General features: G+C 69.3%; 15 protein-coding genes. 7 read left to right on the top strand and 8 right to left on the bottom strand.

The genetic code is table 11. The features are described from left to right. Positions 1–61: 61 nt before the first annotated feature. On the bottom strand, positions 62–1,237 hold the full coding sequence (locus tag LY41_RS10575) for an AAA family ATPase (protein ID WP_253863694.1): 1,176 nt from the start codon (positions 1,235–1,237) through the stop codon (positions 62–64). 207 nt (positions 1,238–1,444) lie between these two features. Between LY41_RS10575 and LY41_RS23615 the strand changes: the two genes are divergently transcribed. Together LY41_RS23615 and LY41_RS10580 are read left to right on the top strand one after the other, a co-directional pair. Next, positions 1,445–1,576, top strand: a complete 132-nt coding sequence (locus LY41_RS23615; RefSeq protein ID WP_301296814.1) for a hypothetical protein — start codon at positions 1,445–1,447, stop codon at positions 1,574–1,576. Between the two features lie 3 nt (positions 1,577–1,579). After that, positions 1,580–2,797, top strand: coding sequence for a putative hexosyltransferase (locus tag LY41_RS10580; protein WP_253863695.1), 1,218 nt, complete (start codon positions 1,580–1,582; stop codon positions 2,795–2,797). Positions 2,798–2,938: 141 nt separating this feature from the next. On the opposite strand, the gene LY41_RS10585 is transcribed toward LY41_RS10580, so the two are convergent. Further along, positions 2,939–4,897, bottom strand: coding sequence for an aconitate hydratase (locus LY41_RS10585; protein ID WP_253863696.1), 1,959 nt, complete (start codon positions 4,895–4,897; stop codon positions 2,939–2,941). A 135-nt stretch (positions 4,898–5,032) separates the two neighbouring features. Beyond that, the gene (locus tag LY41_RS10590; RefSeq protein ID WP_253863697.1) at positions 5,033–6,304 is read right to left on the bottom strand and encodes a LuxR C-terminal-related transcriptional regulator; all 1,272 of its coding nucleotides are present in this window, start codon (positions 6,302–6,304) and stop codon (positions 5,033–5,035) included. 137 nt (positions 6,305–6,441) lie between these two features. On the opposite strand from LY41_RS10590, the gene LY41_RS10595 reads away from it, so the two are divergent. Then, the gene (locus tag LY41_RS10595) at positions 6,442–7,527 is read left to right on the top strand and encodes an S-(hydroxymethyl)mycothiol dehydrogenase (protein ID WP_253863698.1); all 1,086 of its coding nucleotides are present in this window, start codon (positions 6,442–6,444) and stop codon (positions 7,525–7,527) included. Further along, positions 7,524–8,150 carry an MBL fold metallo-hydrolase gene (locus LY41_RS10600; RefSeq protein ID WP_253863699.1) on the top strand — a complete coding sequence of 209 codons (627 nt, stop codon included), beginning with the start codon at positions 7,524–7,526 and terminating at the stop codon, positions 8,148–8,150. The genes LY41_RS10595 and LY41_RS10600 overlap by 4 nt, the downstream gene beginning before the upstream one ends. A gap of 103 nt (positions 8,151–8,253) precedes the next feature. Here the strand turns inward: LY41_RS10600 and LY41_RS10605 are convergent, their stop codons facing one another. Then, the gene (locus tag LY41_RS10605; protein ID WP_253863700.1) at positions 8,254–8,943 is read right to left on the bottom strand and encodes a TetR/AcrR family transcriptional regulator; all 690 of its coding nucleotides are present in this window, start codon (positions 8,941–8,943) and stop codon (positions 8,254–8,256) included. A gap of 186 nt (positions 8,944–9,129) precedes the next feature. Here LY41_RS10605 and LY41_RS10610 point away from each other — a divergent pair, with 186 nt between their 5' ends. Continuing rightward, positions 9,130–10,356, top strand: coding sequence for an oxygenase MpaB family protein (locus LY41_RS10610; RefSeq protein WP_253863701.1), 1,227 nt, complete (start codon positions 9,130–9,132; stop codon positions 10,354–10,356). 36 nt (positions 10,357–10,392) lie between these two features. Then, positions 10,393–11,625: an oxygenase MpaB family protein gene (locus tag LY41_RS10615; protein WP_253863702.1), complete on the top strand. Its 1,233-nt coding sequence runs from the start codon at positions 10,393–10,395 to the stop codon at positions 11,623–11,625. 30 nt (positions 11,626–11,655) lie between these two features. Here LY41_RS10615 and LY41_RS10620 read toward each other — a convergent pair whose 3' ends face one another. After that, complete coding sequence (locus tag LY41_RS10620) at positions 11,656–12,048, bottom strand: DUF5997 family protein (RefSeq protein WP_253863703.1); 393 nt, start codon at positions 12,046–12,048, stop codon at positions 11,656–11,658. A gap of 56 nt (positions 12,049–12,104) precedes the next feature. On the opposite strand from LY41_RS10620, the gene LY41_RS10625 reads away from it, so the two are divergent. Then, positions 12,105–12,896 carry a LysR family substrate-binding domain-containing protein gene (locus LY41_RS10625; protein WP_253863704.1) on the top strand — a complete coding sequence of 264 codons (792 nt, stop codon included), beginning with the start codon at positions 12,105–12,107 and terminating at the stop codon, positions 12,894–12,896. Positions 12,897–12,928: 32 nt separating this feature from the next. Here the strand turns inward: LY41_RS10625 and LY41_RS10630 are convergent, their stop codons facing one another. From LY41_RS10630 to LY41_RS10640, 3 genes are all read right to left on the bottom strand, one after another. Continuing rightward, entirely contained in the window at positions 12,929–13,306 is a 378-nt protein-coding gene (locus tag LY41_RS10630) for an allophanate hydrolase-related protein (RefSeq protein WP_253863705.1), read from the bottom strand. A 45-nt stretch (positions 13,307–13,351) separates the two neighbouring features. Continuing rightward, the gene (locus LY41_RS10635; protein ID WP_253863706.1) at positions 13,352–14,809 is read right to left on the bottom strand and encodes an NCS2 family permease; all 1,458 of its coding nucleotides are present in this window, start codon (positions 14,807–14,809) and stop codon (positions 13,352–13,354) included. Between the two features lie 210 nt (positions 14,810–15,019). Then, the gene (locus LY41_RS10640) at positions 15,020–15,514 is read right to left on the bottom strand and encodes a nucleoside deaminase (RefSeq protein ID WP_253863707.1); all 495 of its coding nucleotides are present in this window, start codon (positions 15,512–15,514) and stop codon (positions 15,020–15,022) included. Positions 15,515–15,547 lie beyond the last annotated feature (33 nt).

Raw genomic sequence — 15,547 nt, forward strand, 5'->3', positions numbered from 1 at the left:
ATGAAACGTGATCTCAGGCCGAGGTGGGGCGTTGAAATTTCACCTGTTCGGCCGCATTGGCTCACCGCTTCGGCCAGTGCCATACCGGACGGTCAAGGACACCCGGCGCGTCGGCCAGCACCGTCGCACCGAACTCCTTCTCCAACTCCACCAGGCTCGCGTCGTCGGCGGCCGCCTGCACTGCCTGCACGAGCGGCCGTGCGTGCGTCACCACGACGACCTGCGTGCGCTCCGCCGCCGTCGCGATCAACGCCGCCAACGCCGGTAGCAGACTCGGATGCAGACTGGTCTCCGGTTCGTTCAACACCAGCAGCTTAGGCGGGCGCGGACTCAGCAACGCCGCTACCCACAACAGGTACCGCAACGTCCCGTCCGACAGCTCGGCCACCGACAACGGCCGCAACAACCCGTACTGGTGCAGCTGCAACTCGAACCGGCCGTCCTCACCGACCCGCACCGACAGCCGAGCCCCCGGGAACGCGTTCTCGACCGCCGTGTGCAGCGCGTCCCTGTCGCCGATCTCCTCGATCGTCTGCAACGCCGCAGCCAGGTCACCACCGTCGTGGTCGAGCACCGGAGTGCGGGTCCCGATGCGCACCTGCCGGGCCGGGGCATCAGCGTCGGTGCGGAAGTGGTCGTAGAACCGCCACGACCGGATCCGCTCCCGCACCACCAGCACCTCCGGCGATACCCGCGGATCGGCGAACGACGTCAGCATGCTGTCGGTCACCGGGATCCGATGCGGCTCGCGGCCCCACGCCCCGTCCTGCTCCCGCGTCCGCACCACCGGGCCGTCCCGATCGGCCAGCAACGCGCCCTTGCGCAGCACCGGCCCGCTCCACACACACTCCCGTTTGAACTCCGGATCCCGGTTGAACGCCGAGTCCTCGCCCGGCGTCGGCATCCCCAGGTCGAGCGCATAGCCGAACTCGTCGCCGGCGAAGCCGAGCCGCAGGCCCACCGACTTCGTCCGCACAGTGCCCTGCGGCGGCGCACTGCCCTCCCGCACCGCGCGGCCGATCGTCTCCGGCCCCGCCCACAACGTCGACGGCAACCCGCCCTCACGCGCCAGTGCCGCCACCGCACCACTGCGTGCCGCGTCCGCCAACAGCCGCATCGCCCGATACAGATTCGACTTGCCGCTCCCGTTGGCGCCCGTCACCACGGTCAGCTGCGACAACGGCAGCACCAGATCCCGCAGCGAACGGTAGTTCTGCACGGCCAGCGTCGTCAGCATGCGGCCGACCGTAACCGGCCGCATGCTGACAGAAGCGCGCGCACGAGGCGTCCGCCGGTCGGCAGCCCGCACGGCGTGGGACCCGCAGCTGACGTCCGAATCGGCGCGGCGTGCCCGTGCATAACGGATGCGCATCTCCGCTAACCCCGCGCCGATCGTCAGCGACTGGGCGGACGGCCCCGCACGGCGACAAGGATTGGACCGTCCATGACCGACACCGCGTTCGACGCCCCATGGCTGCTCGCCGGTACCGTTTTCGCCGCGTGGACGGCCACCGCGCGTGGGCGGGACCACCGGCCGTGCTCGCAGCCGCCCGCCACCGACGCCGGAGACCGGTAGCCCGTGGACGGCACCGGCAGCACACCCCCGAACACCCCGCGCACCGCGGGCCGAGGGGACGACCCGGACGAGTATGCCGCGGCGCCGGCCATGGACACGCCGCTCGCCACCCGCGTTCGCCGCGCCGCACCGCCCGTCCTCGTGTACCTCGCCGTACGGCTCGTCGGCGTCCTGGTGCTCGCCGTGATGGCGGCTACGCACGACACCAGCCTGCTGGACCGGCTCACCTCCTGGGACGGGCAGTGGTACCTCGGCATCGCCGAGCACGGCTACGCCGGTCACGGCGAATCCAGCCTCGACGCCGACGGCGAACCGTACTCGACCGCACCGTACGCGTTCTTCCCGCTGTATCCCGCGGCGATGTCGATCGTCGCCACGTTCGGGATTCCCCTCGATGTGGCGGGCCTCGTCGTGTCCACCGTCGCCGGGCTTGCCGCCGTGCCCGCCGTGATGCGACTCGCCCGGCACGTCGACCCGCGCCGCCGAGCCGGACTGCTGCTCGTCGCACTGTGGGCGGGCGCCCCCATGGCCGGGGTGCTGTCCATGGTGTACACCGAGGCGGCGTTCCTCGCCCTCGCCGCGTGGTCGCTGGTCGGCGTGCTCGAACGGCGCTGGCTGCTCGCCGGGGCCTGCGCGCTGTCGGCCGGGCTGACGCGCTCCTCGGCGGCGGTGCTGATCGCGGTCGTCGTCGTGGCCGCGCTGCACGCGGCGTGGGCCCGGCGCGGCGGGTGGCCGGCCGCCGCGGGTGCCGTTCTCGCACCACTGGGGTTGCTCGGCTGGTGGCTGACCGTGTACCTGGCCACCGGGCGGACGTGGCAGGCGATCCAGCTCGACGGCTGGGGCGTGTCCTGGGACTGGGGCGCCGACACGGTCGACTGGATCACCGGCGCGTTCGGCATCGAGTCCCATCCGTACGACCTGGTCGGCGCGATCGTGATCGTCGGTGCCGCCGCACTCGTCGTGGTCCTGGCCGCGCAGCGCGTGCCGTGGCCGTTGACCGCGTACGCAGCAGGCATCGTCACCCTCGCGGTCGGCTCCGGCGGGCTGGCGATCACCACACCGCGGTTGCTGCTCGTCGCCGCCCCCGTGCTGATGCTGCCGATCGCCGTGGGGCTCGCCAACCGGCGCCGCGGCACCGGCCTCGCCGTGACAGGCATGGCCGTGGCCGCCGGCTGCTGGTTCTCCGCCTACGCGCTCACCGTGTGGCCGTACGCGATCTGAGGTGCACCCATGGCACGCCTGCGCCGCATCCTGCGCACACTTGCTGACGTCGCCGTCGCCACCGCCGTCACCCTCGCGCCGGTCCTGTTCCCCGGAGCCCTCGACGACCGGCCGCCCCGGCGTCGGTCACGACACCGCCCCTCACGACACCGCTGCTGAGGTCTGCGCCAACAACGGGATGCGCCCACCGGCCAGGACGGCCTCACGCTGCCGCTGCGACAGGGTGTGCCGCACCTCGTAGCGCTGGTTCTTCGTGGCGTTCGACACCGACAGCCCGGCGTCCGGCTCGCCCAGCAGTCGGCGCAGGTCCTCGACCACGAGTGTGTCGTCGGCGTCGATGCGGGCGTAGTCCTCGGGGTCGGCGAATTGGACCGGCAGGATGCCGAAGTTCGCCAGGTTCTGCCAGTGGATCCGTGCGAACGACAACGCAATGACCATGCGCAGGCCGAGATAGCGGGGTGTGATCGCCGCATGTTCGCGCGAGGAACCCTGACCGTAGTTGCGGCCACCGACGATGATGTGCCCCGAACCCCCGGCCGTCTCCTGCGCCCGCGCCGGGTAGTCCGGGTCGATTCGCGTGAACGTGAACTCGGCCAGCGCCGGGACATTCGACCGGTACGGCAGCGCGGCGGCCCCCGCGGGGGAGATCTCGTCGGTCGACACGTCGTCACCCACCTTCAGCAGCACCGGCGCCTCGATGCGGTCCGGCAACGGCGGGAAATCCGGCAACGACGAGATGTTCGGGCCCTTCGTCGGCTCCGCCCGGCGCGACACCTCGGGCGGCGGCGGCTCCTCCAGCGTCTCCGGGTTGACCGTCGCCCGTTCCGGAAGCTCCAGCGTGGGCTCGTCGACGCCCAGATCGCGCGGGTCCGTGATCACTCCCTCGAGCGCGCTGGCCGCGGCCGTCTCCGGCGAGCACAACCACACCGAATCCTCCCGCGTGCCCGAACGACCGGGGAAGTTGCGCGGGAACGTGCGCAGCGAGTTGTGCCCCACGGCGGGAGCCTGCCCCATCCCGATGCACCCCATACACCCCGCCTGGTGGATCCGCGCGCCCGCCGACACCAGATCGAACGTGGCACCCATCTTCGTCAGATCCGCGAAGATCTCCCGCGACGTCGGGTTGATGTCGAAACTGACGCCGCCCGCCGTCTGCTTGCCACGCACCATTGCGGCGGCGATCGCGAAGTCGCGCAGCCCGGGGTTGGCCGACGAGCCGATGATCGCCTGCCCCAACGGTGTACCGGCCACCTCACGCACCGCGACGACGTTGTCCGGCGCCGACGGCTTCGCGATCAGCGGCACCAGTGTCGACAGGTCGATCTCGTCGGTGACGTCGTACCCGGCACCGTCGTCCGCGGTGATCTCCACGAAATCGTGCTCCCTGCCCTCGGTGCGCAGGAACCGCCGCACCGCCTCGTCGGAGGGGAACACCGTCGTCGTGGCGCCCAGCTCGGCACCCATGTTCGCGATCACGTGCCGGTCCATCGCCGACAACGTCGCCAGCCCCGGCCCGTGGTACTCGATGATCCGGTTCACGGCCCCGGACACGGTGTGCCTGCGCAGCATCTCCAGGATGACGTCCTTGGCCGACACCCACGGCGGGAGCTCACCGGTGAGCCGCACACCCCAGATCTCCGGCATCCGCACGTACAGCGGCTCGCCCGTGATCGCCGTGGCCACGTCCAACCCGCCGACGCCGATCGCCAGCATTCCCAGCGACCCGGCCGCCGGCGTGTGCGAATCGGAACCGACCATGCTGGTCCCGGGCACACCGAACCGCTGCATGTGCGTCGGATGCGACACACCGTTCCCCGGTTTGGAGTACCAGATGCCGTACCGGCGGCACGCCGACCGGAGGAACGCGTGGTCCTCGGCGTTGCGCTCGTCGGCCTGCAGCAGGTTGTGGTCGACGTACTGGACACTGACGTCGGCACGGGTCCGGTCCAGATCCAGCGCCTCCAGCTCCTGCATGACCAGCGTGCCCGTGGCGTCCTGGGTCAACGTCTGATCGATCCGGATCGCGACCTCCTTGCCCGGCGTCATCGCGCCGTCCACGAGGTGGTCGGCGATCAGCTTCTGTGCGACGTTTCGAGGCATGCGTCGGCGCCCTTCACCCGGGGGAGTCTGCAGGGTGGAGGTTGCCGGTGCGGGGCCGGTCGAAACGTCACCCGCACCGGTGTCACCCGAGTGCCAGCGGCACGTCGGGCATCGGCGACATATCCGGCACCGGCACTACGCGCGTGCCGACGCGTCGGCCCCCGCGGTGAGGGCCAGTGCGGCCGCTTCGCCGCGGGTGCCGACGTCGAGTTTGTGCAGCACCCGCGTGACGTGGAACTTGACGGTGCTCTCCGTGACGCCCAGGTCCGCGGCGATGGCCTTGTTGCGCTTGCCCTGCGCGAGTAGGTCGAGCACTTCGCGTTCCCGGCGGTTGAGGTCGGTCAGCCGGGTCTCCACCCCGGTGTCGGCAGGTGGATCGAGCGGCAGTTCGACCGTGACGTGGCTGCCCCAACCGGGAGTGGCGTCGACGTCGACCGTGGCGCCGAGCGCCCGCGCGCGACCCTGCAGCTGCCGGTGGAGCGCGGCCGCGTCGAGGTTGCCCGTGCTCTGATCACGGACGTCGACCAGCAGCGTCGCGCCGCCGTGCGTCCACGCGATCCGCAGGCGGGCCAACTCGGGATCGGCGGTCAGGGCCAGCACCGCCGTGCGGGTCATCGCGCGCGCGGCGTGCGCGATGTCGCCGGGCAGGGCCCTGTCCGCGCCGGCCGGTGCCGCGAACTCGATCGGCGCCTCGTGGTGCCGCAACATCTTCCGGATCTCGTTGTGCAGTACGGTGAACGCGGCCGGGGCGGCCTCATTGGACAGTGCCTGGTCGGATTGCTGCGCGGTGCGCAACGCCACGAGGGCCGACGACGTCGCGTCCGTCGCGGCAACCCGTGCGCGGGTGTCGTCCAACTCGGTCGAGCGCAACGTCGTCAGCAGCCCGACCAGCGTGGACTCGTGCGCGGTGGCCAGTTCGGTGATGGTGCGTTCGCGTTCGAGTGCGGCCGCGCGCGACTCGGCGAGATAGTCGGGGCTGGCCTGGGCCACCTGCTGGCGGATCGACGTCGCGACGATGCCGAACAGCGCCGCCAGCAGACCGGGCTCGGGCAGCCCGCGGCCGGGGGAGCGGGGAATCAGTACGAGCAGCATGTCCGACGGATCGCGCACCGCCCACACCGCCCGCCGCTCACCCGCGACCGCGAACGTCGAGCAGACCGGACTGCCGGGTTCGAGTTCCTGTTTGACCTGTTCGAGTTCACCGATGGTGACCCTGTTGAGCATGTCGACGTCGCCGGCGACCTTGCGGGGCCGGCCCGCGCACTCGCGGGTGAAGACGATCAGCGCGGTGTGCGGCCACCGGGTCGCGATGAGGTGCGACAGGCGGCGGGCGATGTCGTGCAGCGGCCCGTCGAGGACCTTCCGCAACCCGGTCAGGGCCGCGACGGGATCCGATTCGTCCGGCATCCGGCCAGCCTAACTCGTCGGAGGTCGAGGTATTGCTGTCCGTCCGGACAGGTCATGCGAACGGTGCAGCGCACTAGTGTCGGCAAGACATGCGGTGATGCGCATGTCTTGTTCGTCAATCCGAAGGAACAGCCCCGATGCCTCAACAAGTCCGCGGCGTGATCGCCCGCGCCGAGGGAGCTCCGGTCGAGCTCACCGACATCGTCGTCCCCGACCCAGGGCCGGGGGAGGTCGTCGTCGCGATCGCCGCATGCGGCGTGTGCCATACGGACCTGACCTACCGGGACGGCGGGATCAACGACGAGTTTCCGTTCCTGCTGGGCCACGAGGCCGCGGGCACGGTCGAGAGTGTCGGCGAAGGCGTGAACTCGGTGCAGCCGGGCGACTTCGTCGTACTCAACTGGCGTGCCGTGTGCGGGCAGTGCCGGGCGTGCAAGCGCGGCCGCCCGCAGTACTGCTTCGACACGTTCAACGCCACGCAGAAGATGACCCTCGCCGACGGCACGGAGCTCTCGCCTGCGCTGGGGATCGGTGCGTTCGCCGACAAGACCTTGGTGCACGCGGGGCAGTGCACCAAGGTCGACCCGAACACCGATCCCGCGGTGGCCGGCCTGCTCGGCTGCGGCGTCATGGCGGGCATCGGCGCTGCGGTCAACACCGGCGGGGTCGGACGCGGCGATTCGGTCGCCGTGATCGGCTGCGGCGGCGTCGGTGACGCTGCGATCGCCGGTGCGCGCCTGGCCGGCGCGTCGCCGATCATCGCGGTCGACCGCGACCCCAAGAAGCTCGACTGGGCCCGCGACCTCGGCGCCACGCACACCGTCAACGCCGTCGAGGCCGATTCCGTCGACGCCATCCGCGGCCTGACCGGCGGGTTCGGCGCCGACGTCGTCATCGACGCCGTCGGCATGCCCGAGACGTGGACCCAGGCGTTCTACGCGCGGGACCTCGCGGGCACGGCCGTGCTGGTCGGCGTGCCCACGCCGGACATGCGGCTGGATCTGCCGCTGATCGACGTCTTCGCCCGCGGCGGAGCCCTCAAGTCGTCCTGGTACGGCGACTGCCTGCCCGAACGCGACTTCCCGATGCTGATCGACCTGCACCGGCAGGGCAGACTCCCGCTCGAGAAGTTCGTCACCGAGCGGATCACGCTCGAGGACGTCGAGAAGGCCTTCCACACCATGCACGCCGGCGACGTGCTGCGTTCGGTGGTGATCGTGTGAGCGCGCGTATCGACCAGGTCGTCACCAGTGGTTTCTTCGAACTCGACGGCGGCAGCTGGGCGGTCGACAACAACGTCTGGCTCGTCGGCGACGACAACGACGTGGTGATCGTCGACGCCGCACACGACGCCGACAAGATCACCGAGGCCGTCGCGGGCCGCAACGTCGTCGCCGTCGTCTGCACGCACGGCCACAACGACCACGTCACCCACGCCCCGCAGCTCGGCGAGAAGTTCGACGCTCCGGTGCTGCTGCACCCCGCGGACCGGCAGCTGTGGGAGATGACCCACCCCGGCGCGCCGTTCGGCGAGCTGGAGGAGGGCAGCCGGATCTCCGTCGCGGGCACCGATATCGAGGCGATCCACACGCCCGGGCACTCGCCGGGGTCGATGTGCCTGCATCTGCCCGAGGAGAAGGCGCTGTTCTCCGGCGACACGCTGTTCTCCGGCGGGCCGGGCGCCACCGGCAAATCGTTCTCGGACTTCCCGACGATCATCGGATCCATCCGGGACCGGCTCTTCGGCCTGCCGGGCGACACCCGGGTCCACACCGGACACGGCGACGGCACCACGATCGGCACCGAGGCTCCCCACCTCGAGGAGTGGATTGCCCGCGGCTACTGAGCCGGCGTGGCCACCGATCCGGCGTGGCCACCGAGTCGACATCGTTCCACGGGCCCTCGGCCGGAGCATTCACGCTCCGGCCGAGGGTCTTGTCCGTGCGCGGTTACCACTCCGCCGTCGCAGGCGGTTCCAGCATGGGAACCAGGAATCGCCGGGCGACCGCCCGGACCTGCTCGTCGTCGTCCAGGTCGACGAGCCCGCTCGGCGTGACCAGGAACGACGCCGACACGCGCACCATCATCTCGGCCGCCAGATCCACGTCCACCGCGCCCGGCACCGTCCCCGCGCGCTGCTCGGCGCGCAGGCGATCGGCGACGAAACGCGACACCGTGGCCATGGTCTTGCCGTCGGTGCCGATGAGTGAGGGCACGACGATGTCCGGCTCGACGTCCAGGAGGCCGCCGATGAGGGGGTGGTGCCGAATCGAGCGCAACGCGCTCGCGAAGCCCAGCTCCACCCGTTCCGCGGCGTTGCGCGCGGGCCTGATGTCGAGCCGGAATCGGTCGAAATAGCGGCGGAACTCTCGTCGGAGCACCTGCTCGACCAGCGCGTCCTTCGTCGCGAACCGGCGGTACACGGTGATCCTCGAGATGCCGGCCCGCCGCGCGACGTCGTCCATCGTCGAGCGCCGGATACCCGTGCGGCAGAACTGCTCGTAGGCCGCGTCGAGCACCCGTGTGGTGGCCGCGTCGTCGGCTGCATCGGGTTCGGCCTGTTCGCTGAACACGCGCTCGAGCAACGATTCGGGCCAGCCGGTACCGGATGAGAGCACGCCGGGGAGTGCTCGTTCCACGGATCTCCTCTCGCCGTGCGACAGGTCTGGTGTTCTGTGCGGCCTTATGCTCTCATGATACGCGGAGACGCAATTTGTATCACCGTATCAACACGCCGGATCAAGCACACGCCGTATCCATCGGACACGGAATTCATCGGTCGCGGCAGCTGTCGGTCATCGGCAACTCAATGAGGAGTGCGGACCATGGAAGGACTCAGCAGACGTAAGGCGTTGCTCGCGGGTGGAACGCTGGGCGCGGTGGGTGCACTGGGTATGGCGGCGCCTGCCTCGGCACGAGCGCTGTGGACGTGGTCACCGAGAGGGTCGGTGGCGGGAGCCGGTGTGGGGGCCGATCCCCGGACGGTCTGGGATCCCGACGTCGACCGGGTGATCTCGGCGTTGCTCGACCAGGGAGGCGTCTCGCAGGTCAACGAGTTGCTCCGCACCTGGATCACGAACGATCAGCCGCTGCCGAGCGGGTTTCCCGACGACGTGCGGGAGCTGATGGAGCACGCCCGGCAACTGCCGTCGTGGGCCGATCACGACAAGCTGGCACAGGCGCACGACTTCAACCGGCGACGTGGGCTGTATCTGGGCGTGTTGTACGGCATGGCCAGCGGAATGATGAGCACCGTCATCCCCAAGGAGGCGCGTGCCGTCTACTACTCCTACGGCGGCGCGAACATGAAGGACCGCATCTCCAAGACCGCCAAGCTCGGCTACGACATCGGCACGCGCGATGCCTACGCGCCGGGCGGCGAGATGACCGTCACCTGCGTCAAGACCCGCATGGTGCACGCGGCGGTCCGGCACCTGCTGCCGCAGTCTCCACAGTGGAACCGGTCCGCTCCCGAGGGCATCCCCATCAGCCAGGCCGACCTCATGGTCACCTGGCACAGTCTCGCCACCACGGTCATGCAGACGATGCGCGAGTGGCAGATCCCGATCTCCGACGGCGACGCCGAGGCGTACCTGCATTCCTGGCAGGTCACGGCCCACATGCTCGGCGTGCGCGACGAGTACATCCCGGTGTCGTGGGACGAGGCCGACAGGCAGGCCGAGCAAGTACTCGATCCCGTGCTCGCGCCCACTCCGGAGGGCCGGGACCTGGCGCGAATCCTGCTGGAACTGGGGTCCGAACTGGACGGCGGTGTGCTCAGCGAACCGCTGCTCCGCGCCTTCACCCGCTACACCCTCGGCGACCGGATCGCGGACTGGCTGGACATCGACAGGGAACCGGTCCACAGCCCGATGATCGAGACGTTCTGGCCCCCGTTCATCGCCGCTCGGGAATTCGGACTCGGCTTCCCCGGCTCGGACGAGACGTACTGGCTCTTCGACGAACTCCTCCGGCAGTTCGTCCTGCTCTATCTGTCCGAGGCCGATTATCCGATCAGCATCGAGATCCCTCAGGGCAACCGGCCGTCCTGACCCGCACGAAGCCCTCACGCGAAGGAGTCAGCAGTCATGACGGAATTCAGCAGGCGACGGGCGCTGATCTCGGGCGGCGGGCTGGCCGCGCTCGGTGCTCTGGTTGCGACCTCACCCGCACAGGCGCGGTCGCTGGTGGGGTGGAACTGGTCGCCGAGCCGCTCGGTGGTGGGCACCGGAGACGGTGGCGACCCGCATCGGGTGTGGGACAGCGAAGCGGATCCGCTGCTCGAGGCGTTGTTCGACCGCGGCGTCATCGGCAAGGTCAACGAACTGCTGTGGAACTGGGAGCGCAACGATCAGTCCTTGCCGAACGGATTGCCGTCCGACCTGCGGGAGTTCATGGAACACGCTCGCCGGCTTCCCGAATGGGCCGACCACGACAAGTTGGACAGGGCCGCCGAGTTCAACAAGAGCCGAGGCTCCTGTCTCAACGTGTGCAACGGGCTCGGTGGCGGCCTCCTCGCGACCGCGATTCCCAAGGAAGCTCGCGCGGTGTACTACTCGGCCGGCGGCGCCGACATGGAGGACCGCGTGGCCAAGACGAGCCTGTTCGGCTTCGCGGTCGGTTCGTTGGACGCCTACCGGCCCGAGGGCACGTGCGTGGTCGAATGCGTGAAGACCCGCCTCGTGCACGCGGCGGTCCGGCACCTGCTGCCGCAGTCCCCGCATTGGGCGGGCCGTGCCGCGGAGGAGATCCCGATCAGTCAGGAGGACATGCTCGTCACCTGGCACACCCTGCCGACATTCGCGATGCGCACGATGCGCGAATGGGAGGTGCCGATCTCCGACGGCGATGCGGAGGCCTACCTGCACCTGTGGCAGGTGACGGCGTACCTGCTCGGCATCGCCGACGAGTACATCCCCGCCACCTGGGATGCCGCCTACGCGCAGTCGGATCAGATCCTGGCCCGCAACATGGGTCCGACGCCCGAGGGCGTCAAGCTCACCGACATCCTGCTCGGTCAGTTGGCCGAGCAGACGAGTCCCGCGAGTCTCAGCCGGCCACAGTGCAACGCGATGGCGCGGTATCTGATCGGTGACCGGGTCGCCGACTGGGACGGTATCCAGCGCGAACCGCTGTGGGACCGGGTGATTCCCGAGGCCTGGACGATGCTGGTGAAGTTCCGTGAAGGTCTGGTGCCGCTGCCGGCGGTGCCCGAAATCGCGTGGACCATCGACGAGGCGATGCGGCAGTACCTCCTCCTCCACCTCACGAAAGGTGAGGAGACGAAGATCGAGATCCCGACCCACAACCGGCCGGAGTGAGCCGGCCCGGGCTCGCGGCGCCCCAGCGTCTCAGGAACGCGGCTGGTCGGTTCCCGCGCTCTTCGCCTTGACGCGGGCCTCTTCCTTCTTGACCTCGGCGTGGGTGGCGCGCTCGCGCTGGAGCCACTCCGGGTTCTCGTCCTTCAGCGCGTTGATCTGCTCGGTGGTGAGCGGGTCCAGCAGTCCTGCGCGGGCGAGACCGCTGATCGAGATGCCGAGCTTCGCCGCGACGACCTGGCGAGGATGCGGACCGTTGCGGCGCAGGTTCCGCAGCCATTCCGGCGGGTCGGACTGCAGCGCGTTCAATTCGTCGCGGGAGACCACGCCCTCCTGGAACTCGGCAGGAGTGGATTCGAGGTGGACCTCCAGCTTCTTCGCCGCGGTCGCGGGCTTCATCGTCTGGGTGGTCTTGCGCGACGTCATGACTCCAGGGTATCCGCTGGTGCGTGCCCGTCGACCACACCCGGTAATCTGGCCCGGTGACTGCCCCAGCCGAGCCCCCGGAGTTCCGGCTCGCCTACGTGCCGGGAGTGACGCCGGACAAGTGGGTGCGCACCTGGCGCGAACGGGTCCCCGACGTGCCGCTGCACCTCGTCGGAGTGCCCGCGGCCGAGGCGGCCGACCGGGTGCGGGACGGTAGCGTCGACGCGGCCCTGTTACGTCTTCCGACCGACCGCAGCGGCCTGCACGCCATCCCGCTCTACACCGAGACGACCGTGGTCGTGGTCGAGAAGGAGCACGTGCTCACCGTCGTCGACGAGGTGTCGGTGGACGACCTCGCCGACGAGGTCGTGCTGCATCCTCACGACGACACCCTCGCCTGGCAGGCCCTGCCCGGGCAGCCCGCGATCGCCCGGCCCGACACCACAGCAGGTGCCGTCGAGCTCGTCGCAGCGGGCGTGGGGGTGCTCGTCGCGCCGCAGTCCCTGGCTCGGTTGCACCACCGCAAGAGCCTGACGTACCGGCCGGTGACCGGCACCGAGCAGTGTCCGGTGCCGCAGTCGCAGGTCGCGCTGAGCTGGCCCGAGGAAGAGACGACCGACCTGATGGAGGAGTTCATCGGGATCGTCCGTGGCCGGACCGTCAACAGCACCCGTGGCCGCGGCCCGACCCCGAAACAGTCGGCACGCGCCACCGAGCAGTCGACGTCGACCGGCGGGAAACAGCGGAACCGTACCGGAAAACCCGGAAAGCCGGGAAACTCCGGAAAGTCCGGAAAGCCGGGGAAGCGCGGCAGCGGCGGCAGGGGTGGAAGACCCCGCCGCCGCTGAACGCGTGCGGAGAGCCCGTCGCGCTCGGCGCATCATTCCCATCCGCGGTAGCGGCGCCAGTCACCGAGGTTCGAGATGTCGACCAGGTTGTCGTCGCCCTGATACGGCTTGCGCAGCACCGTCGCCAGGCACGAAGCGCCGTCGGCGAGTTCGATCAGGCCGAGTTCCAGCTCCGGCGGCTCCGCCGGGACCAGGTGCTCGCGCAACACCTCGAGCGAGATGTCGTAGACCTCGCCGACCACGGAGCGCCCTCCGGTCTCGGCCTCGGCCATCGCGGGAAACCGGTCGCCGACCGAGAAGAACCGGTACTTCGGCGCCGAAGCAGCCCAGCCCACGAGGGGCGCACCCTGTAGCTGGTGGTTGAGCGGACCTCCGCGCATCCCACCGCCGTTAAGGAACAGCAAAGCCATCTATCGCTCCTTTCCGAGTCCGAAGTGCAGGGGCTTCGGCCGGGGTCACGCGAACAGGATCTCGATCGCATCGATGCCGAAGTAGATCGCGAACACGATCGCCAGAATGCCGACCAGCCAGCCGATTTCCCTGACCTTGCCCCGCGCCAGCTTGATCACCGCGAAGGCGATGATGCCCGCGCCGACGCCGTTCGTGATCACGTACGTGTAGGGGATCAGCGCGATGGTCACGAACATCGGGATGGTGTAGTCCGGGTCGTCCCACGGCAGCTTCGTGCACTGGGCCATCATCATCCCGCCGACGATGACGAGCGCGGGCGCGGCCGCCTGCGCAGGCACCACGGACACGAAGGGGGTGAACAGCAGCGCCACCAGGAACAGGCCGCCGGTCAGTACGCTGGACAGCCCGGTGCGCGATCCTTCGCCCACACCCGCAGCGGATTCGATGAACACGGTGTTCGGTGACGAGCCGGTGACACCGCCGGCGGCAGCGGCGATCCCGTCCGACGTCAGAATGCGGCCCATGCCGATCACCTTGCCGTCGGAGACCAGCCCCGCCTGGTTGCTCACGCTGGTGATCGTTCCCATGGCGTCGAAGAACCCGGAAAGCACCAGTGTGAACAGGAACATCGTGGCCGCGATGCCACCTGCAGCGGCGAATCCGCCGAAGAGGTCGATATCGCCGAAGAGGCCGAAGTCGGGTGCGGCGACCACATTGTCCGGCAGGTTCGGCTGGATCAACCCCCAGTCCTGCTGGGTGAGGCCGAACGCGTAGTTCACCACGACCCCGAGCACGGTGCCGGTCGCGATGCTGATCAGGATGGCTCCCGACACCTTGCGCGCCACCAGGACGACCATCAGCAGCAGCGTCACGCAGAACACCGCGATGGGCCAGCCCTGCAGCGTGCCGCCGTTACCCATGCCGACGGGCACCGTCGTGTTCGCCGAATCAGGGTTACGGGTCACGAAACCGGCCTGCACCAGTCCGATCAGTGCGATGTAGAGTCCGATCCCGACGGTCAAGGACGTTTTCAGCGCGTCCGGGATGGCATCGATGATCTTCTGCCGCAGCCCACTGGCCGCCATGATGATGATGCAGATGCCTTCCAGCACCACCAGGCCGAATGCCTGCTCCCAGGTCATCGTCGGCGCGATCGTGAACGCCACGATCGCGTTCACCCCGAGGCCGGAAGCCAGCGCCAGGGGTGCGTTACCCACGACACCCATCAGGATCGTCGCGAACGCCGCCGTGAATGCGGTGGCTGTGGTCAGTTCCGCAGTGGACAGTTCTCGTCCGGTGATGTCGGCGGACGAGCCGAGAATCAGCGGGTTCAGGATGACGATGTAGGCCATCGCGACGAATGTGGTGAGTCCGCCCCGCAGCTCGCGGGATATCGTGGACCCGCGGTCGGATATCTTGAAGAACCGGTCGAGCCGGGATCGGGTTCCGGACGGATCACCGGCTCGCCCGGATCCCGCATCCTCCGTACGCAGTTGAGTCATGAGTTCTCCCATGCCGGTGGGCGCCCTCCGACAGGCGCGGTCGGCCTGTCAGGACTGCTGGGCGTTTCGAAGTACGGATCGGTGTTTCGGACAGTCACCGTCCGTCGTCCGGCCGTGGTTCTCCGTGCGCACCGGCGATCGCCGGTGCGCACGGAGTCGGCCTACCGGGCAGTGGCGCGGCCCGGTCGCCGCGCCACTACCCGAATCGGATCAGTACTCGACCCGGTCCGGCTTGGTAAGCCAGGTGTCGAACGGCTCGGTACGGTTGGGCATCTCGATCCGATCCATCGTGATCGGCCAGATTCCTTCCGGGTTCCTTTGGAACAGCTGGTAGAACTCCCTGTCGTCGAAGCCGCCTGCGGCGGCGTCATCGCGGTCCGCCGAGAACACGATCCGGTCGAACCGTGCCCAGAGGGCAGAGGACAGGCACATCGGGCAGGGTTCGCACGAGGTCACCAGGACACAGCCGGCGAGGCTGAAGGTGCCGAGTTCACGGCAGGCGTTCCGCATCGCCGTCACCTCGGCGTGCGCAGTGGGATCCAATGTGGAGGTCACCTGGTTGCTGCCGGTCGCAACGATCTCGCGGTCCTGCACGACGACGGCTCCGAAGGGGCCGCCACCGCTTCGCACGCTGTCGGTGGCGAGCCGGATCGCTTCGGCCATCCATGATCGTTCGAGATCCAGGTCCGGTGTGGACAGGGTCATGCTCGATGAGTCCTTTCGTCTGTCGCAAGTGGG

Origin of the sequence: Prauserella halophila (assembly GCF_024171895.1) — a bacterium.
Classification (GTDB): Bacteria; Actinomycetota; Actinomycetes; order Mycobacteriales; family Pseudonocardiaceae; genus Prauserella; species Prauserella halophila.